The sequence below is a fragment of the Enterobacter sp. FB genome, assembly GCF_000805795.1.
In the GTDB taxonomy this organism is placed as follows: Bacteria; Pseudomonadota; Gammaproteobacteria; order Enterobacterales; family Enterobacteriaceae; genus Enterobacter; species Enterobacter roggenkampii.
Map to the genome: position 1 here is coordinate 2,087,836 of NZ_JSZC01000013.1, position 18,969 is coordinate 2,106,804.

The following is an 18,969-nucleotide window of genomic DNA, read 5'->3' on the forward strand; positions in this document are numbered from 1 at the left end:
GTTTGAAAAGGGATCAGGCCCTCGGGACGATTTAACAAGTAGGCGTGTCGATGATGGTTCCCGGAGCCTGAAAATAAAAAAGCCAGCGACAGGCTGGCAATGTGAGGGTGTGGCAATGTCGGCTCTTCGGCCTAAGGGTCCCAGGTAGTTGGTTCTGGTGCCGGGCAAAGGAATCGAACCTCTGACGCGCAGCTTACAAGGCTGCCGTTCTGCCACTGAACTAGACCGGCGAATTTGGCGGGACAGGAAGGATTCGAACCTTCGACCATTCGGTTAACAGCCGAACGCACAACCGCTGTGCTTCTGACCCTGAAATGAAAAAGCCCCGCACGATGGCGAGGCTTGGTATTCATTCATGTCACACACAACAATGGCAACATATACGAATTAGTTTGCTCATTTGTTCATTAAATTGCAAGCACGTTGTGTGATTTATTTGCAATTTTCCTCACATTTTCGCGATCGTTAAACGCATTTTGAAGCGGTTGGTATAAACAGAACAATGAAGCATTGATGATTTGCTTCACCTCTCTACGGATTGTCGAGATGCTTGGGTGTTTGTACTGATTGCCGCCACGCGTCTTCATAAGGCGAGGCTTACTTACTGCATGCTGCCATGATGCAATTCGGATCTCGCTGGAGTTGCAGACGTAGTAGGCGAAGATAACCCGCCAGGCATTTTCATCCACATTCTTCAGGTAGTGGCGAATGACAGCATCAATGAGCATCCCGTCATCATCACTACATACCGGCCGTGATGCTTGCTGGGGCTCGACGGTAGCCATGAATCTGGCAATCATGTTGATCATCGCTTTATCAATCTTGCCGGTCTGGCACCATGCGCCCCACAACTGGAGCCACTGGTCTACCCATTGATGCTGGTCGTTGGTTAATTCCAGTTTCATTATGCGGCTTCCTTCTGTGGCTGGTTGGTTTTGGTCTGGCTGTGCTTTGCTACTGGCGGCATGCTGGCGCGCTTAACGCTTTCTGCCTGGTATCGGGTTATCTCGTCTCTGGTCACGGCGCGCACTCCCCAATAATGATCTGCCCCTTCTCTCCCCAGACCTTTGTGATGCGGCAATCCCAGATGTGAGCATCATCCTCATAAAGCGCATCCATCAGGGCTTTCAGCATGTTGTCGCAGTCTGGCTTGGCCTGGTGGGGCTTCCCGGCGAACTCCGCTCGTTTCTTCTTACTCCAGCTTGGTGGCATTGGTAGGACGAATGTCACATGTGATCCGGATTCAGGCATGGTCAACTTGCGCAGGCGGACCTCATCGCAAAAAGCGCGGTAACGCATTACAGGTGGACGCTGCTTCCACTTATCCGCGCGGGTCATGCGAGGCTTGCCGATTGGTGTGATGTCGTAGATTTTCATGCAGGCACCACCAAGCCACGACGGGCAATCTGAATAATGGTCAGGACGATGGCGCGATCCATTAACTGGCGGCGCTCGTCACGGCTAAGCCCCTTCCCGTTATCAATCTCTGAATGGCAGGTGACACAGATAGCGGCGGTGGCGCAGTCGTCTGTCTTCATGCCAATTCCCTTACCTTCATTGCGGTGTGCTACCTGTACGCCCCACGCTCCGCAAAGGACGCATTGCTCAATCTGGCCGACTGCGGCGAGCCACTTCTTGCTGCGGTAGGTTTTACTCATGGTCACCACCTTGCACCTGAACCAGCGTGAGGTTTCCGCAAAACACCGCTCCTGTGTCGATGTACATCTGGTTGGCATACTTCAGGGGATGGCGCGCAGGGGTGTGGCCGAAGATAAACAGATCAGCACCGGCTATCGGCGAGACAATGCCGCCCTGAGCGTCGCTAACCCGCTCACGATTCCAGATGACCATGTCTTTCGGGACCGGCTTGTCGAACGCATATTCGTTATGCGGGTAGTCAGCGTGGCAAATTACGATTTTCCGATCGGAGGTAACCAGCTCGATGATGAGTGGTAACTCAGCTGCCTTGTGAACCAGAGCCTTAGCCAGCACCTCTTTGTCATAGTCGAGATTGAAGAACCAACCGCCACCGTTTACCAGCCAGTGATTGACGTTTCCATGCTCTGAAAGCCCATCAACCATCATCTGCTCATGGTTACCGCGCACTGCCCTGAACCACGACATAGTAATCAGATCCAGGCACTCGACGTTTTCCGCGCCGCGGTCAACAAGGTCACCAACCGAGATCAGCAAATCACGCGCAGGGTCGAACGAAACCTTTTCGAGCTCATTCATCAGCAGCGTGTAGCACCCATGCAGATCGCCGACGACGAAGATATTGCGCCAGTCAGCGCCATTAATTCGTTGATACATGCTCATGCTGATTTTCTCCTCGCTGCGAGACGCAGCCATTTCTGATCCACCAGGCGGGCGGTGTAGTCTTTCAGAGTTGGGATGTCGGACGGCTTAGCCGCTGGCTTGCATTTGCGGCGCGCCGGAACGCGGAAGATTTCGTTTGTGATGACGCGGGAAAGTGGAGTAGACATCAGGCCTCCTGCTTATCGCGCAGCACCTGAAATTCGCTGCTTTGAGGTATGGTTAGCACCAGGCCAAACTGAGCGCACCAACCTTCCACCTGGCACATGAAATGATGCATGTCGCCAGTGTCCAGATCGGACGTGTGGCGCAGTTCTAATTCAATCGTCTTAATTCCGGTCACGAAGTCGGTGTATTCAACCTCTTCATAACCGAGATAGGTCTTTTTGAGGTTGCGCTTTACCCATGCAGGCGTGGCGTCAGTGCGCCCAGACTTGATCAGGTAATCGCTGATTTCCTCGTACCAGACATGGCTCAAGCTATTTTGAGAAAGGCTTCTCTTCTCGTGCCAGTCTTTGAGTTGCAGGCGGAAGCACTTGCCACTTTCGAGGAGAGGCTTCAGATGCTGAGTGATAGCACCAAGGTTTCCACGGTGTAGCTTGATGCCGTCTTTGGGGATAATCATACGGCCTCCTTGACGGAAACCGCAGAATGCAGAAAATCGCAGGTGCATTTCTGCATCTGTGACAAGGTGAGGAGTTCAGATTGTGGTCGCATTTAAGTCCCCTTAAATGCGCAGAAGTCACCGGAGTTGTTCAGGCTCCGATGACTTAATTATGGCTGGGTGATAATGAATAATCAAACGTTGCTTGACGTTTAGTTATGCGTCGAATGGGTTAGGCATCGCTGCCACCATCTTTACGGTATGCATGACCAGGTGCTAAGCAGTGAGTTTTGTTGGCGTTAAATTTCCAGCCTCTTTTTTTCGCTGCCCTAAAACACATCGTTGAGTTGCTACCAACAAACTGCTTATATCCCTGCGCCTCAGTACGATAATCTGGATTTCCCATGTATTGTTGGCAGTCCAAGCAGTCGCATGTTAAGTCGAGCGTATATCCACCGGTAACCATCACGCCTCCTGCTGCGGCGCTGCTGGAATTGGCATCCAGTGAGTTGGTTCCCAAGAGCCTCCAGGCATTATGAAGCCGTGTGAGTTAGCTTCAGGATGCGATGGGATATAAGTTGCCCACTTAGTAGCCCACGAGCGACCAATCCACTTACCAACGATTACACCAGTCTTTAAAGGAGGCATCCGCTCACTGCAAGCCACCCAACCATCCGGAATCGCCGGAGAGTTGCCAGCCTCATCCATCCCAGCCTTCTTTCCAGCCTGATAACACTCGCGCTGCGTCATCGTGTACCCTGGATAATCCGGCATTACTGCAGTCTCGCCAGGACCAACCGGAGCCGGTGGTGCTGCTTCAAGTTCAGCAATGTGATTCCTTTGCCAGTCGACGAAATCAGTCAGGGATTCGACGTTGTACTTTTCGCAGAGAGCGTCGTGGATTTCGGCTTTGCGCTGAAGTTCGTTGTCGGCACCCTGAAGCATGGCGTTGCGGCATGTGTCGATCACCACTGCCAACTTCTTCGCGAAATACGTTGCCTTTGGAGTTGGGCATGGAAGCATCAAAATCCAGTTGAGAACCGCTTCAAGCTCTTTCAAGTCAGGCACAGACACCGGCGCTGGCGGGGCGGTGTAGAGAGGATTACACTTCCAGCCTGCATCCATCGCTTTTTTTGCCCCAATGAGATTGATTTCTTCATCTGGATTATCCATGTCAACATCTCGCTTACCGTCACGCTCCCACATCCACGCTACGGGCTCGGAATTGGCTGGAGATGGAGGGGCGGTGTATAACGTAATGCACCCCTCTCCCGGCTCGGCATACGCAGAGCATGATTCGATATGTCCTGACTTTAGGAGCTCAGCGTATTCAGCGTCGATGAAACCAACAGGATCCGCTTCGAGTGATGCCAGCGCGATTTCGAACGCCTGCAGCGTATTGCTATCAGTGATGCCAACCGCCTTGATTGCAGAAATCTGACTCTCCAGCCATTCTTTGGTAATAGTTCTCATGGGTTAGTCCTCATGCTTGAGCATTAACTGCGCCACAACTTCGGGTTGAGGATGGCGGTAGTTAAGTAACTCATCAGGCATCTTCATTAACTTACCCTCACTATTTAGGGCTTGAACTCGGCAACCTTTCACCCCAAACGCAGATGTATCAATGGTTTCGTCGTATTGGTTTAGCAGTTCAGCCATACTCTCTTGCCATTCCTTCGGCATTTGCATCATTGCTACGCGAGGCATTACCAGAAACGCGGCATATGAAAGACCGAACCACAGATGCAAATCTTTACGCTGATCGTAATTTTGGTTTTTCATTTCAATCTCCTTTACCGGCTGCGGCGATGTTGATGCCAATAGCAGATAGTGCCTCTTTAATTTCCCACAGAGCATAAACCGGGTAGCGATTTGAACCATCGCAGCACTTATCATTTTCGCTATGAGAAACGGCAACATCATCCCAATAGTCATCAGGGGCATGGCCTGCCTGAATCCAGATGAGGTGAGCGTGAGGATTGGGCAATTTCACCTCCCGCGCCTCCAGCTCAGCAATCCGCTTTTCTGCGGCCTCTCTTCGGTTATTTGCACTATCGTACCGTTGCATCCATGGCTTAATTTCAGCTTCAAGAAGGTCTTCCAGCTCCGCATTACGCCTGTCTTTGGCTTCCAGCTCATCCAGAAGCGACAGCACGGTGGCTGGAGTTGAGCTGCGCAGATAGTGGAACCATTCATCCTGGGTATGGTTATCTGTGCTGGCCTTCTCCGCTGATTCCCGTAATGCGCGTTTGTCGATGTTGCTCATTTGGCGGCCTCCTTCTGCGCAATTTCACCCCATGTTTTCAGGCTATCCGTTTGAACATCGACGCCAAGCAGCGCGAGAATTTCTTCAGGTGTTTCTCGTACAACTATCTTTTCGCCCGAGGTCATTTTGATGTGGCTTACACCAGCAAACAAAAACGACTCAATATGCTCAGCCACAACAAAAACTGGCTCGTAGATTGTTTTCTCTTCCCAACCGATAATCGAATCGACCGGACGAGAAACTGTTGCCTGCTGACTCAGTTTTAAAATTTTCATACCCCTACCCTCCCCCAAACCATCAATACTCGCTTCATAGCCGCGCTGTTGCGGCACTCCTGGCAGATCACGTTGGTGTCCGTCCGCTGAATTAACTTCGACTTGCCCTGCTTCATGCCCGGTATCGTGTCAGGGGCGAAGCGCATGCCGTAACTGGTCAGGCTGTACAGGCGCTGGCCGTATTTGCCTTCGCAGCTGATCAGCCCGTCGGCCAGCAGCGTGCTCACCGTCCCGGATATCTTTCTGGTGTCCATGCCGATAAGCCCTGCCAGCTTGGCGTTGTTCAAACCTGGGTTGTTGCGCAGGGCTGCCAGCACCTGCTCACGGATTGTTATGGTCATTGCCTACCCTCCGGATCCCATATTCACGAACGATTGCGAGCGAGATTACGGCTATTTCCCAACTCGATTTGTAAAGTGCTTTTCGCTTTTCATCGGTATCAACGCGCTCTATCCAGGCTGCATTCCCTTTCGAATACTGGTTGATAACGACATAGTCATCGCTGCATGCTTTCACGCTGCCCCCTTGGAACGGTAAGAATCCCAGGTGAATGACAGCGTGCACCCGCCGCCATCGCTCATGCGATCAAGAACGCGCTCGCCGATGAACGCCGCCAGTTCTTCTTTGGTCTGGTTGCTGATCAGGATGGTCGGCTTCATCCGCTCGTACCGGGTGTTGATGATTTCGAACATGATCAGCTTCTCGGCTTCGCTGCCGAACTGGACGCCTACCTCATCGATGATCAACAGGTCCGGGGTTGTGAAGTGCGAAATCACGTCGTTCTCGCAGCGCGTCGCTGTTTTCGACCACGTTGATTTGAACTCACGGGCAATTTTCAGCGCGGTGGTAAAAATTACCGGGCTCTGGTGTTTCTCGATGACATCACGGGCGATCGCCAGGGCAAGGTGGTTTTTACCGGTTCCCGGCTTGCCGCACATCACCAGGCCGCCACCCTGCTTCAGGCGCTCAGGCCACTTCGCGGCATACGCCTGGCAAACCCGCAGCGCACGTTCTGACTCCTTGCCAACCGGCTGATAGTTTTCCAGCGTGCACGTCACAAAGCGCTCAGGGATTTCGAGCTGGCGCAGCAGGCGATCGATGTTCTGCTGGCGCGTGCGGTCTTCCCAACGCTTTTTCTCGTCATACAGGAAGGTCAACTCATCGCGCAGGCAGCCCGGACAACGAGTCGGCGGTGACGGCAACTTGATGAGGCTGCTGGCAAGGACTCGTTTACGCTGTTCGTATTCGCCGTGTTTCTCGCAAAGCACCGTTTCACAGACGATCTCGCAGTTAGGGAGTTGCTCTGGCGGCCTGCCGAGAACTTCCAGCATTTTTTCGATAGCGTCGATTTTTTCGAGCAGTTCCATACTTAGTCCCTCGCCCATGATGGGATTTCAGTCTGGCCGTAGTCTTTGCCAGCGAAGTTCTCAGATACGCGAGACGGAGCACGGGAAGGCTGCTTGGCGCCCTTAGGCTCAAACAATCCCTGCCAGCCGTTAGCAATGCTCTGGTTGATGATTTCTTCAGGCTGATATCCGCTGCACTTGCAACGCTCGAGCAGGTTGATGGCCTGGGTAACCGTCTGCTGAGACTTGATCGGTTTCTTCAGGTCACGACGGTACTCAACCCATGACTTCCAGACTGAAACTGACAGCCATTCAGGAAGCTCAACACCAGCCGGATCGAACGAAGCCGGTTTGGGGGATTTAGGGGGTTTATTAATATTGTCTTTATTGTCTTTTGTATGTTTGTCTTTTGTGTTTACCTGATTTGGGTAAGTGTCGTTACCTGATTCGGGTAAACTTTTCTTACCTGATTCGGGTAAACTTTTCTTACCTGATTCGGGTAAACTTTTCTTACCTGATTCGGGTAAATTTACCTCTTTCAGGTAAACTTTATTTTCGTTACCTGATTTGGGTAATTTCACCCATTCGCTTACCGCTTTGTTAATCCCCACAGTTCGCCCGATTTGGGTAAATACCCCACGCTTAACTAACGCACTTTTAGCCGCAGAGCATTTGTGCGGGAGGATGCCGGTCAGGGCAGATAACTGATCATTGCTGACCCAGTCTGCCTTTTTGTTGAAACCGTATGTTTTGCGCATTACTGCCATGAAGACCAGCAGCTGATGCTGAGACAATCCAGCCAGCATGACAGCCTCCAGAAGTTCATTGGCGATGCGCGTATAGCCATCATCAAGATCTGCCACGCGCGGCTCCTTAGGTGCCACGTCAGGCACAGGGAAATTGATTACTTCGGCAGTGTTTGCCATAATTGCTCCTGTGAATTGATCCAGTTAATTCCACCTGAAAGCCGTTGGTGTTACAGCACCGCGGCTTTCGCCCTTTCTGCGTTCATGCTTCAAAATCTCCCTTCACTCCATCCCGGTTAGAAATCAGGATGGCCAGCAGCAGCGACATGTTCGGTACTAGGTTCTCGCGCCACCGGCTGACTGTGGATTTGTTGATGCCAGCTACTTCGGCTATCCGGGCGGTACCCAGATCAGCGATTTGACGCTGCACCCAACTCTCAATTCGTCGTGCCTCCGCTTTGTTGCGTGTCGTTAAGGTTTCCATTTGCGATACTTCCTCTGATGTAATTGGTTATGGCCGCCGGTCAGGCGGCTTTTGGTTTACTGATTTCAAGGATCTGGCGCTCTGTGAACTGACCGCCAGAAGCAGCTGCGATTTTTGATGCATACCCCGTTTCGCCGGTGTAGTCGGTTCGTGGAAGTGATCCACTGTTAATCCACTTATAAATTGCTCGTGGAGTTCTACCGCATGCCTTCGCCACCACCGGAACACGGATCTGCTTGATGATGTCGCCAAGGTTTTTAGGTTGCATTTTTTAACCCTCAAATTGAACTGTAAGTACATATTATGTCGGAACTGATAGTTCACGCAAGTGATATTATGATTGAACCTATGGTTCAAGAAGAAAAAGCGCGTACAGAGTTTTCCCAACGGCTAGCGCTGGCCTGTGATAAAGCTGGTTTACCTGCTCATGGACGTCAGGCTGAAATTGCCAAGCGAATGAAGCTAACGCCAAAAGCAGTAAGCAAGTGGTTCAATGGGGAAGCTATTCCAAGACGTGGGAAGCTGCAGGAACTGGCGGCTATAATTGGCACATCCTCGTCTTATCTATTAGGCGATAGTGCAGCAGATGGCATATCTGAAGGGCATATGGCGATGAGGGACGATTCTTTCCGTGTGGACGTTTTTGACATTCAGGCTAGTGCTGGGCAGGGAGTTCTCGTGCGAGATGAATTCATTGAAACCATCAGATCCATTGAATATTCAACCGAGGAGGCACGCGCCGTCTTTGGTGGGCGCCCGGCTGACCACATAAAAATGATTGCCGTTAATGGCGATTCGATGTCTGGCACATTCGAGCCGAGAGACCAGATCTTTGTCGATGTCAGCATCGACTGCTTTGACGGTGACGGCATATACATTTTCGTTCTGGATAATGATCTCTACATAAAGCGACTTCAAAAGCAGCACAAAAAATTAGCTGTGATTTCAGACAATAAAAAATATGAAACCTGGTACATCGAAGATGGTGATTTTTCTTCTCTCCGCATCTGCGCGAAAGTGCTGGTAAGCCAGTCAAGGGCATACAGATTTCATAGCTGAGGAAGTTAAGCATGGAAGCAATTAAGGTTACAGATCTGAGTGATAGAAGCGCCTTATACGAGCTTGGCGACCACATCATCACCTGCAAATTAAGCCACGATAAAAGTTGGCAGATGGGTGCTTTCAAACGTGATGAAAGCAATCTCAGAGATGACACTCTGGCGGTTTTGAAGAATGAAAAATTCATGTTTATGGTTAAGCTCGGCGGGCAGCTTTCTCCTAAGCCTCAATGCATAGCTGTTAACGGGCGATTTTTATTTTCTGTCCATACCGGCAAAGACAACAACATGGCTGCAGCCATAGTCATGGATAACACCGGGAAAGAGTTATTCAAGATAGAAACTTCCACTCACCTCATCAGTTCGGCCATATCTGAGTTTGGGCGCTACATCGCCCTATCGTTTGCCGGTAGCAAAAACAAAGATGATTTTTACGCGCACCGGCTTGAGGTCATAAACATTGATACCGGAGAGGTCTTGATGTCAGTTATCAAAACAGACTTCCTTCAATATGCTGAACTTTCAGTAGTTGAGCCAGACGGCGGACTTTTCGCAACTTTCAATGGTCACACAAGGCTTGTTGATGTGACGAACCTCTAATAAATAAAACCACCCCCACCCCACCTCGCCGCAATCAATAAAAAACTCAAAAATATTTCTCCTTAAAGTTCATAAAGATAATCGCATATGAACTTTCCATTCAAATAAAATGTACTTTTGGTACTTTACACGAATGAACTATTGGTACATTATCAGTCCATCGAAACGAAACATCGACAGCTGAGCGAAGTTAGCCAGCGGCGGACAGCAAGTCGCCTGCTTTTTAACAACATGCAGATTTACAGCGTCAATGACCTGTTAAGACCCCTACACGTAAACGTGCTGTATCACCGGGTGCGATCCGGTCGGTGAGAGAGTATCCCCGCGCGAGAGCGAGAACGGCGTGAGAACGGGCAACACTGGCAGAGAGTTGGCGCTGACTACACACGAATACTTAACCTAATGATTTTTATCAAAAGAGGTCGATATGTTAAGTGCATGTGTCGAACACAAACAGAACAGAAAATACGGAATTACCACGACTAAGGTTAACGGTAAAACGGTATCAATAAAGCTTCACAGGAAGGCTTATTGCGAGGCAAACGGACTCACATTGGATGACATTCGCGGCTTAATTGTTATGCACGAGTGTGACAACCCAAAGTGTATCAATCCTTCTCACCTACGAATTGGCACCCATCAGGACAATATGAGTGATATGGCACTTAAGGGTAGAAGTTGTCACCGTCACGGCGAGTTAAACCCAAGAGCGAAATTAAGTAGTTCTGACGTTGATGAAATAAAACGGCTTAAGGGAAAGAAAACGCAAAAACAGATTGCCGATATGTTCAACGTCAGCAAATCACATATTGGCAGAATTCAGAGGGGCGATCGCTGGGGTGGTTAACGCCACCTTGCCGCACCGGAATGGTTTGCTGCTCAGTTCCCGAACATCGGGGAATCTTTACCAGCAGCTCTTTGCGAGGGGCTGACGGTAAACAAACAGAGGGGTGTGTATGGCAGATAAAAAAACGGCGCCACTACTGCTTAACGTAGACGCCAGTGAGGTTCTTACTCAGTTCGGGGAGCTTTTGAAATTAGTTGAACTTCCAGCCAGTTCCTTTGAGGGAATTCCTGAGCATGTCGTCGAGCTGTTTTTTGACCGTGTCCGTGGCCTGATTGACAACATCGTCCTTAGTGATTTCTCGACCACAGTCAGCACAACTGACGCCGGTGAAATTTGTCTCAAAGTCAAAATCATCGGGCTGGTTGAACATCTCACTTCCGCAGTCAGGGCACACGGTCCGCATGGTTTGCATGAATATATCCTTTCTACTGTTGGGGAGATTAAAGAGTAAGCGATTTCTTGCTGTTGGGGAATAGCGAGAGGGCGCGCGCCGGGCGCGGATAAATACCCCGGCACTAACTGGAATGTTTTGGGGTGTGGTGAAGCTCAACGGCGAGCTAGGGAATAGGCTTGCGGAAAAAATTCGCGATGAAATCCGCAAGGCGCGCGTAACCCAATCGGCAGCGCACCGATGGAAGCTGGTTCGACTCCAGCCACCACACCGACCAAAGCATTTCTCCCGCATCAGCGGGTAACGACAGAGGATTAGACGATGAATGATAAAGGCCTAAAGCAGTGGCAGTTAGACAACATTTGGGAAGGATTGAGAAACCAATCTTCCCGAAATCACCGCCGAGTGATGAAAAAGATGAGAGCCAAACAATCAAAACAAGCCGCCTAACCAGCGGCTTTTTTCATACCCAAACGGGTTCAAAGAGCCTGTTTCGTTATGACAACCGGCGGCCATCCACCGCCCATTGAAACAGTGATGAAATGCGCAGAAGTCTTGTTTAACCGTTCCGTTCGCCGCGATAAGGCCAAGAGGGTTTATGAGAAAAGAACAGCCAATATCACGCCTGACTGAGCCAGAAATGGCAAAACTCGCAGTTAAGACGGTTCAGGAATTTGTTAATGCCTGCCACTGCCAAAACGAAGATGACGTTCTTCTGGCATTAAGCTTCTGGCTGAATGTGGGCATGGAAGCGGGTGAGCTTGTCCAGCATGGGCATAAGGTTGTCCTGCAATGATGACAGTCACCCACAACGGAAAGCTGTACACCGCCAAAAAGCTCAACGATAACGAGTGGCAACTGACGTCGCTATCGGCACCGCGCGACAAGTTGACGCTGAACCGCTGGCAGATGCATATCGCTGGCCTCCTGAAACAGGTTGAGGTGAAGGTATGATCAACCACTACGGCACCACCCCGCTCATTCGTCAGTGCGTCACTCCTGGCATGATGGCAATGCATGAAGGCCGAACCTACCGCGTCTCAGCAGTCATTCAGGAGCGCAAATGGGTTTACCTGCACACCGATGCAGAAATTATCCGCCTCAGTGACTGCGTGATTGACGTCCTTCTGGACGGTCACGGCAACCCTATCCAGCACTAACCACCTATTCAACCGATCGGCCTGGCTTTCTGCGGGCGGCATCTGCACATCCAAATTTCAGGAGAAACCATGAGCGAAGTAACGGACTTAACTGTCATCGAAATCAAGCCGGAGCAGGCGCCAGTGCTTTACGTAGCGGGCGGCCTTGACGCTTATCTCGAACAGATACGCCAGGCAGTAAACGAAGTACCGGACCTGTCCACGAAGAAAGGCCGTGACCGTGTCGCCTCTCTGGCAGCGCAGGTGTCCCGCAGCAAGACGGCAATCGAAAAGCCGGGCCGCGAGTACCTGAAGCGCCTTAAAGAGGCTGTGCGCCCTGCTGAGGCCGAAATTAAGCGTTTCGTTGATGCCTGTGACGAGCTGCGTGATGCGACCCGCCGACCACTCACCGAATGGGAAGCCGAGCAGGAGCGCATCAAGGCTGAAGAAGCCATGAACGCGCTACACGCCGAAGCGCTGGAAATGAACATCAAGTTCGATCAGGAGTTGGCGGCCAAATTCGAAGCAGACCACGAAATGGCTCTGCTGATGAATGACAAGTTTGACCGTGACCGCGAAGAGCAGCGCCGCCTAGCGGAACAGGCTCAGCGTGAACGTGACGAGCGACTGAAGCAGGAAGCGGCTGAGAAAGCCAAGCGCGAAGCCGAAGAGAGACATAAAGCGGAACTTGATGCTGCAGCGCGTCGCGAAGCTGAAGAGAAAGCACGCGCTGATGCCGCAGAGCGTAAACGCAAAGAAGACGCTGACCGTGCAGAACGTGAGAAGCAGGACGCCATCGCAGAAGAAAAACGGAAAGCACAGGAAGAAGCGGATCGCATCAAGCGTGAAGCTGAAGCGAAAGAGAAAGCCCGTCTTGCCGAAGAGCAGCGCAAAGCTGAAGAAGAAGCGCGCCGAGCCGCAGACAAAGAGCACCGCCGCACCGTCAACCGTCGCGTCATCGCCGACCTGATTAATCAGGGCATCCCAGAAGAATTCGCGCAGAAAGCACTGCTGGCGATCGCTGGCGGCAAAGTGCAGGACGCGCACATCAAATATTGAGGCAACCATGAACGCATACCTCACTTACGACCGAATCGAAGATCGACGCCGGGCTGAACAGCAGCTCACCGACGAGAAAGAGAAGTGGATCGGTGACCGGGCCCGGGAAATCATCGACATGATGCCGAAAGAGCCGTCCGGCCTCTTCCACTTCACGGTCCCGATTGACTCCAGCCCATACGAAGGACTTCGCAGCGATAAAGCTGGCGAGGCCTACAACGATTTCATTTCGGCAGTTGCTTACGCCCAGGCGGAATACGACTGGGAACACCGTACCGGCTGCCCGTTTTAAGGATGCATGAAATGTCTGAAACTAAAACTCACTACCGAAAAGCTTTTGACTCCCCTTACCTGAGCAGCGCCGATATCGTTGAGCCAACGGTGCTGACGATCGCCCGGGCAACGTTAGAAAACGACAAAACAAAAAAATCCAAAGACGTTTTTAACACCGCTTATTTTGAAGAGCGCGAGCTGCGCCCCGGCGAAAAGCTCAAGCCGATGATTCTGAATGCCACCAACAGCAAGATGCTGAAAAGCATTACTGGATCGCCATTCCTTGAAGATTGGGTTGGCGTGAAGGTCACGGTCTACGTCGATAAGAATGTCCGGTTCGGAAAGGAATCGGTTGAAGGTCTCCGCTTAAGCCCGGCGCGAGTCACAAAGCCGGTGCTTTCGCCGGAAAAAACGCAGGCTTGGAATAACGCCAAGGCAGCCTTCAAACGCGATGGCAACCTTGATGCAGTGCTGGCGAGAATGGACATTTCTCCAGAACATCGCCGCCAGCTTGAGCAGGAGTGTTCATCATGATCTGGCACGACGTCGAGCAAAATGGTGAAGAGTGGGATGCTCTTCGCCTGGGTAAGGCCACCGCGTCAAACTTCGGCCTGATCATGGCTAACGATGGGAAGGCTTTTGGCGAACCTGCCAGGCGTTATGCGCTTCAGTTGGCTCTGGAGCAGATTAAGGGGTGCAAGTCTGAGTTTGGCTTCTCAAACGAACACATGGAGCGCGGGCACGAACAGGAGCCAATTGCCCGCATGCTGTACGAAGAGATGAACTTCGTCGACGTGGACAACGGCGGGTTCTTTGATCACGAAACGTACGGTGACAGCCCCGACGGACTCGTTGGCCAGGATGGGCTAGTTGAAATTAAGTCTGTCATTGCCTCCACTCACTACTCCACCCTCACCCGCGGCTCCTTCGATCCGGCATACAGATGGCAACTGGTCGGACACCTTGATTGCTCTGGCAGGGATTGGGTGGACTTCATCAGCTACTGCTCTGATTTCCCGGACGGTAAACAGCTCATTGTCTATCGCCTTACAGCTGCTGAATGTGAAACAGAAATAGCCCGGCTTCGCGCGCGCCGAAAAGACTTCCTCGAACTTGTTGCGGACACTAAGCGCCGCATTCTGGAGCTCGAATGAAACGCACACCCTTCTACCGCAGGCCCGGGCGAACCGGGCAATTCTCTGGACTACGTGAGCGCGTTATCTGGATGATTCAGACGCGCGGCCGCCCGGTAACCGGTAGTGAAATCGCCGAGAAGTTCGGCGTAACGCTCATCGAGTTCAACCGGGTCGCCAACGGCATTACCCGAGGCTCCGGACAGATAGCGCAGATTGTTGAGTCGGGGAAATGGCTCAACAAGGACGGAATCTGCGACCGGTCATTCGACCTGGTAACAAAGCCAAAGGTCGTAACGCCACAGGGTAAATCGCGGCTATTCACCCGGCGCGCCATAGAGCAATCGCAGGAAGGCCGACGGCAGGAGTGCATAGCTCGTGCCGCACGCCGTAGCCGGCTGATTGCCCAGGGCCTCTACATCGACGAAATGGAGTCCATTCTATGACTCACGCTCACGACGACATCAGGGTTGGCACACTGTGCCTTCCCTTCATTGGTGAAGGCTGGCTAATGCCATGGGGCGAAGTGGTCAGCAATCCATTAAAGGCGCAGCGGCTCGCTGAGGAATATCGGGAAAGGCAGGAGGCGGCATGAAATACGGAAGCGTGTGCAGCGGTATCGAAGCTGCCAGTAAAGCGTGGGAACCTCTCGGCTGGAAACCTGCCTGGTTCTCTGAAATCGAACCATTCCCTTCCGCAGTCCTCGCCCATCACTGGCCGGAAGTAACCAACCTCGGCGACATGACCAAAATCGCCGATGCGGTTCGCACTGGTGGTGTCGAAGCACCTGATGTTCTTGTAGGTGGTACGCCTTGCCAGGCATTCAGCATCGCCGGCTTACGAGAAGGCCTGTCTGATGACCGCGGCCAGTTAACCCTCTCTTACGTGGAATTAGCCAATGCAATCGACGCAAAGCGCCGCGAACGCGGTGAGCCAGAAGCAATCATCGTCTGGGAAAACGTCCCCGGCGTGCTCAGCAGCAAAGACAATGCCTTCGGGTGCTTTCTGGCAGGACTTGCCGGAGAAAGCAGTGAGCTGCAGCCAGCAGGGGGAAAATGGACGCACGCAGGTTGTGTGTCTGGACCAGAAAGGGTTATCGCCTGGCGCGTCCTTGATGCTCAATTTTTCGGAGTGGCCCAACGACGCCGCCGTGTGTTCGTTGTCGCAAGTGCTCGAAAAGGATTCGATCCCGCAGCGGTACTTTTTGAGCAAGACGTCGGCGGCGGGTCGACTGAGGCGAATAATGTTGGGGGCAAAGGATGCTCCAGCACAGTTGATAACTGCACTCTCTATCGCTTCAGAAGAACAGACTCATACATCGATGACGGAGTAAGCAGCACGCTTTCGGCCAGAGATTATAAGGACCGTCGAGAGCTTGTTGTTATGGCCGATAATCGCGTAAGAACCCTCACCCCACTCGAATATGAAAGGCTTCAGGGATTCCCTGATGGGCACACGCTGATCCCATATGAGGGAAAACCTGCTGATGATGCGCCGCGCTATAAGGCGATCGGTAACAGCATGGCGGTGCCGGTAATGCGTTGGATAGGTGAGCGCATCGCCGCAGCGCTGCCGATTGATGAACCTACTCCGCGAAACTGGCAGCGCCCATTCCTGAAATGGGCTGGCGGGAAATATTCGCTGCTTCCGGATCTGGACCGACTTATACCAGCCGGTAAACGCCTCGTTGAGCCATTCGTTGGTGGCGGTTCGGTATTTCTCAACTCCGAAAAGCACGAATATTTCCTGCTTGCTGACGTCAATGCAGATCTGATTAACCTCTATCAGATGCTTGAAGTGGACCACATCAGAGTATGTTCGCTTGCCAGAATGCTGTTTGAGCGCGCCAACAGTGAGGTTGCGTACAAAGAGCTTCGGGATGAGTTTAATAACCAGCGCATGGGCGCGCCGGAGCGTGCAGCAGCCTTTCTCTTCCTCAATAGACACTGCTTTAACGGCTTGATTCGCTATAACCGTGAAGGTTTCTTTAACGTTGGGTGGGGCAAGTACGAAGCGCCATATTTTCCCGAAATTGAGATAAAGGCATTCAAGCAGAAGTCGCATAAATGCGTTTTTATGAATGCTGGATATCGAAGGACTCTGGCGCTGGCCGGTGAGGATGATGTTGTTTACTGCGACCCGCCGTATGAGCCGTTGCCTGGTACCGCAGGTTTCACAAATTACGCTGCAGGCGGTTTCTCATGGGCTGATCAGATTTCTCTTGCGGAAAGCTGTGTAGCAGCCCACCAGCGAGGCGCGAAAGTTCTCATCAGTAACTCAACCGCGCCGCGAGTGCTTGAACTTTATGAGCAACACGGATTCATCCTTCACCATGTTGATGCCCGGCGGGCGATATCCAGCAAGGGCAGCACACGTGAGACTGCGAAGGACATCGTCGCCACTTTGGGGGTTTAACCATGACGCCTGAAACAGACAATGCCATCCGCGCCGCCTGCCGCCGCTGCACCGAGGAAATCCAGCAGGCCATGCGCAAGAAGCCAAAGCCTAACTGGAACGAAACGGTTCCCCCCATCATCAACAAGCATCACAAGAAAATTGAAGCTCTGGGAGTTAGCCTCCTGGAGTTAGTCGTATACACAGGGCGGCTTAATCGCCGCTTCGGAGTTGATTCGTGAAGGTTGAAAAAAGCGATGTTCTGGCGTTTACCATTTCAGATGTTGAACGCCTCGACCCGGTAAGGGTGATGATTGAAAACTATGAGCCCGGTAAGGGGCGCATCACCATCACCTGCTTCGGTAAGGCCTGGACCGGTGCCTGGTTTGCTATGGGCGGTGATACCGTGCAGGACTTCATTAAGCGCGTCAGCAATGAGTACCTTATAGGCTATTTCGACCCGCAACTGCAAAGCACGGTGGATGATGACAACGACGCCAACCTTGAATTCGTCAAAGGTGAGATCATCAAGCTCCGGCGCCAGCAGGAAATCGATGCTGATGATGCCAGGGAAATGTGGGAGGAGGCAGAGGGTGCTGAGGATGTGAAGGCTAACTGTTGCGATTGCCGAGTCGGTGAGAAGTTGCTGGAACTACTTGGTGATGATCCGTGGTATGCCAAATGGCCGGCAGTGCCAAATCACAATTATCAATACCTTGAACGCATCATCGACGCAGTGCGCGGCGGGATCGTAGAACTGGAGACGAGCGAGCACATTAAATCGCTGCGCGCCCAGCGTGCGGCATGAGGAGACAGAATGCCTAACCACGTAACAAACGAAATCCGCGTCATCGGCGGAACTAATAAACAGCGCCTCGCGTTTATCCGATCAATAACCAATAAGCGCGGGAATATTGATTTCAACAATATTTCTCGCATGCCGAAGAGCCTGATGATTGACGAAAGTTCCTGGGTGGAAAAACTTGCCAGCGCTATCGCTGGCGAGCACGTGGGCCGCTTCGCATTCGAGGAAATTGAAAGCCCATCCGCAGTAATAGAAATGATGCGAAAGCACGGAAGTACGGACCAATTCATAAAAAAGGTTAAGCAACACGCAATGATGCGCATCGAAAATAAGCGCCGTTACGGGTTTTATTCCTGGTATGACTGGTCATGCGCCAAATGGGGAACAAAGTGGAATGCCTACAGTGTAGAAATGCCGGTCGACAGGCCGCATGAACGAGTTAAGCGAGGCTACCAGCATCGACCAACGCACGTGCGGGCATACGATAAACGCGTTTTCAAAAAGAAGCTGGCACGTCATGCAGCAAGCGGTGCCCCTCTGGTGATTCGTTTTGAGACGGCATGGAGTTGCCCAGAGCCTGTTTACCATGAACTCGCCAGCAGATTCCCGCACCTCGAGTTTCATATCCGTTATGCGGATGAAGACATGGGCAGCAACTGTGGAACAGTCCTGCTGAAAGATGGTGCATGGTCAGCAGATGACATTGCTCCGCGCTGGAGTGAACAGACCGAAGAAGAGCATTTCAAATGGCGAAAGTTTGCTTTTCAGGTTCGCTACCCAGGCGACACGCCGCAGCAGCACGGCATGAATGACCAGTACAACTACGATGATGACGACTGACGAAACTGATAGCCAGTTATGAGCTGGCTATTGGGTGCGAAAGCACTGCCACGTCATCCCTTTTGCCCTCCACTGTGAGGGCATTCTTTTTGGGAGTTCACTATGCAATCAAACCCCATGACCTGGCTCATCGCTGCACTTATGGCGCTGGGCGCTCTCATCTCATTTCTTCACGAACCGGAAGGTGTGCAATGGCTGCTTTTAATGTGGGCGCATTAGTCCAGAAGAAGACAGGCGGCATTCATGGCGTGGTGGATAGCCTGCAGGATCCTGACGGTGACCATCCACAGTTCTGGGTGCGGTGGGACGACCGAAATTATTCAGTGCATCCGGAAAACGAATTACGCGCGGCCACGCCAGACGGTCCGCAGTTTTATAAAACGATGTCATAGG

35 protein-coding genes, 2 tRNA genes and 2 pseudogenes are annotated in these 18,969 nt (G+C 51.9%); 20 read left to right on the plus strand and 19 right to left on the minus strand.

Annotated elements, in window-relative coordinates:
- Positions 1-155: 155 nt before the first annotated feature.
- From PI91_RS16955 to PI91_RS17055, 19 genes are all read right to left on the minus strand, one after another.
- Positions 156-230 (minus strand) — tRNA-Thr (locus PI91_RS16955).
- A gap of 5 nt (positions 231-235) precedes the next feature.
- A tRNA-Asn gene (locus PI91_RS16960) sits at positions 236-310 on the minus strand.
- A 97-nt stretch (positions 311-407) separates the two neighbouring features.
- Positions 408-905: an antiterminator Q family protein gene (locus PI91_RS16965; RefSeq protein WP_032180574.1), complete on the minus strand. Its 498-nt coding sequence runs from the start codon at positions 903-905 to the stop codon at positions 408-410.
- Positions 905-1,021: a hypothetical protein gene (locus PI91_RS25795; protein WP_112778584.1), complete on the minus strand. Its 117-nt coding sequence runs from the start codon at positions 1,019-1,021 to the stop codon at positions 905-907. Before PI91_RS25795 ends, PI91_RS16965 begins: the two co-directional genes overlap by 1 nt.
- The gene (locus tag PI91_RS16970; RefSeq protein ID WP_021571188.1) at positions 1,018-1,377 is read right to left on the minus strand and encodes a RusA family crossover junction endodeoxyribonuclease; all 360 of its coding nucleotides are present in this window, start codon (positions 1,375-1,377) and stop codon (positions 1,018-1,020) included. Before PI91_RS16970 ends, PI91_RS25795 begins: the two co-directional genes overlap by 4 nt.
- A complete protein-coding gene (locus tag PI91_RS16975; RefSeq protein ID WP_000048136.1) occupies positions 1,374-1,658 on the minus strand; it encodes a hypothetical protein in 285 nt (94 codons plus the stop codon). The genes PI91_RS16970 and PI91_RS16975 overlap by 4 nt, the downstream gene beginning before the upstream one ends.
- Positions 1,651-2,319 (minus strand): metallophosphoesterase, encoded by a 669-nt coding sequence (locus tag PI91_RS16980; protein WP_039266656.1) that lies wholly within the window; start codon positions 2,317-2,319, stop codon positions 1,651-1,653. Before PI91_RS16980 ends, PI91_RS16975 begins: the two co-directional genes overlap by 8 nt.
- Complete coding sequence (locus PI91_RS16985) at positions 2,316-2,486, minus strand: NinE family protein (RefSeq protein WP_039266657.1); 171 nt, start codon at positions 2,484-2,486, stop codon at positions 2,316-2,318. Before PI91_RS16985 ends, PI91_RS16980 begins: the two co-directional genes overlap by 4 nt.
- Entirely contained in the window at positions 2,486-2,941 is a 456-nt protein-coding gene (locus tag PI91_RS16990) for a YbcN family protein (protein WP_039024849.1), read from the minus strand. Before PI91_RS16990 ends, PI91_RS16985 begins: the two co-directional genes overlap by 1 nt.
- 211 nt (positions 2,942-3,152) lie before the next feature.
- A complete protein-coding gene (locus PI91_RS16995) occupies positions 3,153-3,386 on the minus strand; it encodes a hypothetical protein (protein WP_039266251.1) in 234 nt (77 codons plus the stop codon).
- Positions 3,386-4,393: a DUF551 domain-containing protein gene (locus PI91_RS26485; protein WP_232764418.1), complete on the minus strand. Its 1,008-nt coding sequence runs from the start codon at positions 4,391-4,393 to the stop codon at positions 3,386-3,388. The genes PI91_RS16995 and PI91_RS26485 overlap by 1 nt, the downstream gene beginning before the upstream one ends.
- Before the next feature lie 3 nt (positions 4,394-4,396).
- Complete coding sequence (locus PI91_RS17010) at positions 4,397-4,702, minus strand: hypothetical protein (RefSeq protein ID WP_039266658.1); 306 nt, start codon at positions 4,700-4,702, stop codon at positions 4,397-4,399.
- Between the two features lies 1 nt (position 4,703).
- Positions 4,704-5,186 carry an ead/Ea22-like family protein gene (locus PI91_RS26205; RefSeq protein ID WP_071580370.1) on the minus strand — a complete coding sequence of 161 codons (483 nt, stop codon included), beginning with the start codon at positions 5,184-5,186 and terminating at the stop codon, positions 4,704-4,706.
- Positions 5,183-5,461: a hypothetical protein gene (locus PI91_RS17030; protein WP_052232738.1), complete on the minus strand. Its 279-nt coding sequence runs from the start codon at positions 5,459-5,461 to the stop codon at positions 5,183-5,185. Before PI91_RS17030 ends, PI91_RS26205 begins: the two co-directional genes overlap by 4 nt.
- Complete coding sequence (locus tag PI91_RS17035; RefSeq protein ID WP_039266659.1) at positions 5,458-5,802, minus strand: winged helix-turn-helix transcriptional regulator; 345 nt, start codon at positions 5,800-5,802, stop codon at positions 5,458-5,460. Before PI91_RS17035 ends, PI91_RS17030 begins: the two co-directional genes overlap by 4 nt.
- Positions 5,803-5,973: 171 nt before the next feature.
- Positions 5,974-6,828, minus strand: a complete 855-nt coding sequence (locus PI91_RS17040; RefSeq protein WP_232764419.1) for an ATP-binding protein — start codon at positions 6,826-6,828, stop codon at positions 5,974-5,976.
- A gap of 2 nt (positions 6,829-6,830) precedes the next feature.
- A complete protein-coding gene (locus tag PI91_RS17045) occupies positions 6,831-7,733 on the minus strand; it encodes a replication protein (protein ID WP_039266661.1) in 903 nt (300 codons plus the stop codon).
- A gap of 82 nt (positions 7,734-7,815) precedes the next feature.
- On the minus strand, positions 7,816-8,037 hold the full coding sequence (locus PI91_RS17050; protein WP_000449472.1) for a CII family transcriptional regulator: 222 nt from the start codon (positions 8,035-8,037) through the stop codon (positions 7,816-7,818).
- 40 nt (positions 8,038-8,077) lie between these two features.
- A complete protein-coding gene (locus tag PI91_RS17055; protein ID WP_039266662.1) occupies positions 8,078-8,305 on the minus strand; it encodes a hypothetical protein in 228 nt (75 codons plus the stop codon).
- Between the two features lie 35 nt (positions 8,306-8,340).
- On the opposite strand from PI91_RS17055, the gene PI91_RS17060 reads away from it, so the two are divergent.
- The 20 genes and pseudogenes from PI91_RS17060 to PI91_RS17140 all read left to right on the plus strand — a co-directional run bounded on the left by PI91_RS17060 (position 8,341) and on the right by PI91_RS17140 (position 18,968).
- The gene (locus PI91_RS17060) at positions 8,341-9,096 is read left to right on the plus strand and encodes an XRE family transcriptional regulator (RefSeq protein ID WP_039266663.1); all 756 of its coding nucleotides are present in this window, start codon (positions 8,341-8,343) and stop codon (positions 9,094-9,096) included.
- Between the two features lie 11 nt (positions 9,097-9,107).
- Positions 9,108-9,695, plus strand: a complete 588-nt coding sequence (locus PI91_RS17065; protein WP_039266664.1) for a hypothetical protein — start codon at positions 9,108-9,110, stop codon at positions 9,693-9,695.
- 427 nt (positions 9,696-10,122) lie between these two features.
- Positions 10,123-10,335, plus strand: a pseudogene (locus PI91_RS26640) (HNH endonuclease); the annotation flags it as partial.
- Positions 10,336-10,344: 9 nt separating this feature from the next.
- Positions 10,345-10,542, plus strand: coding sequence for a helix-turn-helix transcriptional regulator (locus PI91_RS26490; RefSeq protein WP_230201750.1), 198 nt, complete (start codon positions 10,345-10,347; stop codon positions 10,540-10,542).
- Between the two features lie 109 nt (positions 10,543-10,651).
- On the plus strand, positions 10,652-10,993 hold the full coding sequence (locus tag PI91_RS17075; protein WP_039266666.1) for a hypothetical protein: 342 nt from the start codon (positions 10,652-10,654) through the stop codon (positions 10,991-10,993).
- A 538-nt stretch (positions 10,994-11,531) separates the two neighbouring features.
- Positions 11,532-11,729 (plus strand): hypothetical protein, encoded by a 198-nt coding sequence (locus tag PI91_RS26060; RefSeq protein WP_045328631.1) that lies wholly within the window; start codon positions 11,532-11,534, stop codon positions 11,727-11,729.
- Positions 11,726-11,887 carry a hypothetical protein gene (locus PI91_RS26065; RefSeq protein ID WP_157841591.1) on the plus strand — a complete coding sequence of 54 codons (162 nt, stop codon included), beginning with the start codon at positions 11,726-11,728 and terminating at the stop codon, positions 11,885-11,887. Before PI91_RS26060 ends, PI91_RS26065 begins: the two co-directional genes overlap by 4 nt.
- Entirely contained in the window at positions 11,884-12,093 is a 210-nt protein-coding gene (locus PI91_RS17085; protein WP_006809788.1) for a cell division protein FtsZ, read from the plus strand. The genes PI91_RS26065 and PI91_RS17085 overlap by 4 nt, the downstream gene beginning before the upstream one ends.
- 69 nt (positions 12,094-12,162) lie before the next feature.
- Positions 12,163-13,131, plus strand: coding sequence for a hypothetical protein (locus PI91_RS17090; RefSeq protein WP_039266667.1), 969 nt, complete (start codon positions 12,163-12,165; stop codon positions 13,129-13,131).
- Between the two features lie 7 nt (positions 13,132-13,138).
- A complete protein-coding gene (gene gamL / locus PI91_RS17095; protein WP_039266668.1) occupies positions 13,139-13,423 on the plus strand; it encodes a host nuclease inhibitor GamL in 285 nt (94 codons plus the stop codon).
- Between the two features lie 11 nt (positions 13,424-13,434).
- A pseudogene (locus PI91_RS26210) lies at positions 13,435-13,633 on the plus strand (hypothetical protein).
- Positions 13,630-13,938 carry a hypothetical protein gene (locus tag PI91_RS26215; RefSeq protein WP_162184608.1) on the plus strand — a complete coding sequence of 103 codons (309 nt, stop codon included), beginning with the start codon at positions 13,630-13,632 and terminating at the stop codon, positions 13,936-13,938. The pseudogene PI91_RS26210 and the gene PI91_RS26215 overlap by 4 nt, the downstream one beginning before the upstream one ends.
- Positions 13,935-14,558 carry a lambda exonuclease family protein gene (locus tag PI91_RS17105; RefSeq protein ID WP_039266669.1) on the plus strand — a complete coding sequence of 208 codons (624 nt, stop codon included), beginning with the start codon at positions 13,935-13,937 and terminating at the stop codon, positions 14,556-14,558. The genes PI91_RS26215 and PI91_RS17105 overlap by 4 nt, the downstream gene beginning before the upstream one ends.
- Positions 14,555-14,983, plus strand: coding sequence for a hypothetical protein (locus PI91_RS17110; RefSeq protein ID WP_039266670.1), 429 nt, complete (start codon positions 14,555-14,557; stop codon positions 14,981-14,983). Before PI91_RS17105 ends, PI91_RS17110 begins: the two co-directional genes overlap by 4 nt.
- Positions 14,980-15,132, plus strand: coding sequence for a DUF1317 family protein (locus tag PI91_RS17115; protein ID WP_039266671.1), 153 nt, complete (start codon positions 14,980-14,982; stop codon positions 15,130-15,132). The genes PI91_RS17110 and PI91_RS17115 overlap by 4 nt, the downstream gene beginning before the upstream one ends.
- Positions 15,129-16,952, plus strand: a complete 1,824-nt coding sequence (locus PI91_RS17120; protein WP_039266672.1) for a Dam family site-specific DNA-(adenine-N6)-methyltransferase — start codon at positions 15,129-15,131, stop codon at positions 16,950-16,952. The genes PI91_RS17115 and PI91_RS17120 overlap by 4 nt, the downstream gene beginning before the upstream one ends.
- Positions 16,953-16,954: 2 nt before the next feature.
- Positions 16,955-17,173, plus strand: a complete 219-nt coding sequence (locus PI91_RS17125) for a hypothetical protein (protein ID WP_039266673.1) — start codon at positions 16,955-16,957, stop codon at positions 17,171-17,173.
- A complete protein-coding gene (locus PI91_RS17130) occupies positions 17,170-17,739 on the plus strand; it encodes a hypothetical protein (protein WP_039266674.1) in 570 nt (189 codons plus the stop codon). Before PI91_RS17125 ends, PI91_RS17130 begins: the two co-directional genes overlap by 4 nt.
- Before the next feature lie 9 nt (positions 17,740-17,748).
- Positions 17,749-18,576: a hypothetical protein gene (locus tag PI91_RS17135; RefSeq protein WP_039266675.1), complete on the plus strand. Its 828-nt coding sequence runs from the start codon at positions 17,749-17,751 to the stop codon at positions 18,574-18,576.
- Positions 18,577-18,767: 191 nt separating this feature from the next.
- The gene (locus tag PI91_RS17140; protein WP_039266676.1) at positions 18,768-18,968 is read left to right on the plus strand and encodes a hypothetical protein; all 201 of its coding nucleotides are present in this window, start codon (positions 18,768-18,770) and stop codon (positions 18,966-18,968) included.
- Position 18,969 lies beyond the last annotated feature (1 nt).

Bases quoted from the DNA above. Each gene is read 5' to 3' on its own strand.
- PI91_RS17135 (WP_039266675.1), top strand. From the start codon at position 17,749: ATGCCTAACCACGTAACAAACGAAATCCGCGTCATCGGCGGAACTAAT.
- PI91_RS17010 (WP_039266658.1), bottom strand. From the start codon at position 4,702: ATGAAAAACCAAAATTACGATCAGCGTAAAGATTTGCATCTGTGGTTC.
- PI91_RS26490 (WP_230201750.1), top strand. From the start codon at position 10,345: ATGAGTGATATGGCACTTAAGGGTAGAAGTTGTCACCGTCACGGCGAG.
- PI91_RS17055 (WP_039266662.1), bottom strand. From the start codon at position 8,305: ATGCAACCTAAAAACCTTGGCGACATCATCAAGCAGATCCGTGTTCCG.
- PI91_RS17110 (WP_039266670.1), top strand. From the start codon at position 14,555: ATGAAACGCACACCCTTCTACCGCAGGCCCGGGCGAACCGGGCAATTC.
- PI91_RS17120 (WP_039266672.1), top strand. From the start codon at position 15,129: ATGAAATACGGAAGCGTGTGCAGCGGTATCGAAGCTGCCAGTAAAGCG.
- PI91_RS17075 (WP_039266666.1), top strand. From the start codon at position 10,652: ATGGCAGATAAAAAAACGGCGCCACTACTGCTTAACGTAGACGCCAGT.
- PI91_RS16965 (WP_032180574.1), bottom strand. From the start codon at position 905: ATGAAACTGGAATTAACCAACGACCAGCATCAATGGGTAGACCAGTGG.
- PI91_RS16970 (WP_021571188.1), bottom strand. From the start codon at position 1,377: ATGAAAATCTACGACATCACACCAATCGGCAAGCCTCGCATGACCCGC.
- PI91_RS17090 (WP_039266667.1), top strand. From the start codon at position 12,163: ATGAGCGAAGTAACGGACTTAACTGTCATCGAAATCAAGCCGGAGCAG.
- PI91_RS17050 (WP_000449472.1), bottom strand. From the start codon at position 8,037: ATGGAAACCTTAACGACACGCAACAAAGCGGAGGCACGACGAATTGAG.
- PI91_RS17060 (WP_039266663.1), top strand. From the start codon at position 8,341: ATGTCGGAACTGATAGTTCACGCAAGTGATATTATGATTGAACCTATG.
- PI91_RS17030 (WP_052232738.1), bottom strand. From the start codon at position 5,461: ATGAAAATTTTAAAACTGAGTCAGCAGGCAACAGTTTCTCGTCCGGTC.
- PI91_RS17045 (WP_039266661.1), bottom strand. From the start codon at position 7,733: ATGGCAAACACTGCCGAAGTAATCAATTTCCCTGTGCCTGACGTGGCA.
- PI91_RS17065 (WP_039266664.1), top strand. From the start codon at position 9,108: ATGGAAGCAATTAAGGTTACAGATCTGAGTGATAGAAGCGCCTTATAC.
- PI91_RS17125 (WP_039266673.1), top strand. From the start codon at position 16,955: ATGACGCCTGAAACAGACAATGCCATCCGCGCCGCCTGCCGCCGCTGC.
- PI91_RS17140 (WP_039266676.1), top strand. From the start codon at position 18,768: ATGGCTGCTTTTAATGTGGGCGCATTAGTCCAGAAGAAGACAGGCGGC.
- PI91_RS17040 (WP_232764419.1), bottom strand. From the start codon at position 6,828: ATGGAACTGCTCGAAAAAATCGACGCTATCGAAAAAATGCTGGAAGTT.
- PI91_RS26215 (WP_162184608.1), top strand. From the start codon at position 13,630: ATGATTCTGAATGCCACCAACAGCAAGATGCTGAAAAGCATTACTGGA.
- PI91_RS17085 (WP_006809788.1), top strand. From the start codon at position 11,884: ATGATCAACCACTACGGCACCACCCCGCTCATTCGTCAGTGCGTCACT.
- PI91_RS16980 (WP_039266656.1), bottom strand. From the start codon at position 2,319: ATGAGCATGTATCAACGAATTAATGGCGCTGACTGGCGCAATATCTTC.
- PI91_RS17105 (WP_039266669.1), top strand. From the start codon at position 13,935: ATGATCTGGCACGACGTCGAGCAAAATGGTGAAGAGTGGGATGCTCTT.
- PI91_RS16985 (WP_039266657.1), bottom strand. From the start codon at position 2,486: ATGTCTACTCCACTTTCCCGCGTCATCACAAACGAAATCTTCCGCGTT.
- PI91_RS17115 (WP_039266671.1), top strand. From the start codon at position 14,980: ATGACTCACGCTCACGACGACATCAGGGTTGGCACACTGTGCCTTCCC.
- PI91_RS17035 (WP_039266659.1), bottom strand. From the start codon at position 5,802: ATGACCATAACAATCCGTGAGCAGGTGCTGGCAGCCCTGCGCAACAAC.
- PI91_RS16990 (WP_039024849.1), bottom strand. From the start codon at position 2,941: ATGATTATCCCCAAAGACGGCATCAAGCTACACCGTGGAAACCTTGGT.
- PI91_RS26485 (WP_232764418.1), bottom strand. From the start codon at position 4,393: ATGAGAACTATTACCAAAGAATGGCTGGAGAGTCAGATTTCTGCAATC.
- PI91_RS16975 (WP_000048136.1), bottom strand. From the start codon at position 1,658: ATGAGTAAAACCTACCGCAGCAAGAAGTGGCTCGCCGCAGTCGGCCAG.
- PI91_RS26060 (WP_045328631.1), top strand. From the start codon at position 11,532: ATGAGAAAAGAACAGCCAATATCACGCCTGACTGAGCCAGAAATGGCA.
- PI91_RS26065 (WP_157841591.1), top strand. From the start codon at position 11,726: ATGATGACAGTCACCCACAACGGAAAGCTGTACACCGCCAAAAAGCTC.
- gamL (WP_039266668.1), top strand. From the start codon at position 13,139: ATGAACGCATACCTCACTTACGACCGAATCGAAGATCGACGCCGGGCT.
- PI91_RS26205 (WP_071580370.1), bottom strand. From the start codon at position 5,186: ATGAGCAACATCGACAAACGCGCATTACGGGAATCAGCGGAGAAGGCC.
- PI91_RS16995 (WP_039266251.1), bottom strand. From the start codon at position 3,386: ATGGTTACCGGTGGATATACGCTCGACTTAACATGCGACTGCTTGGAC.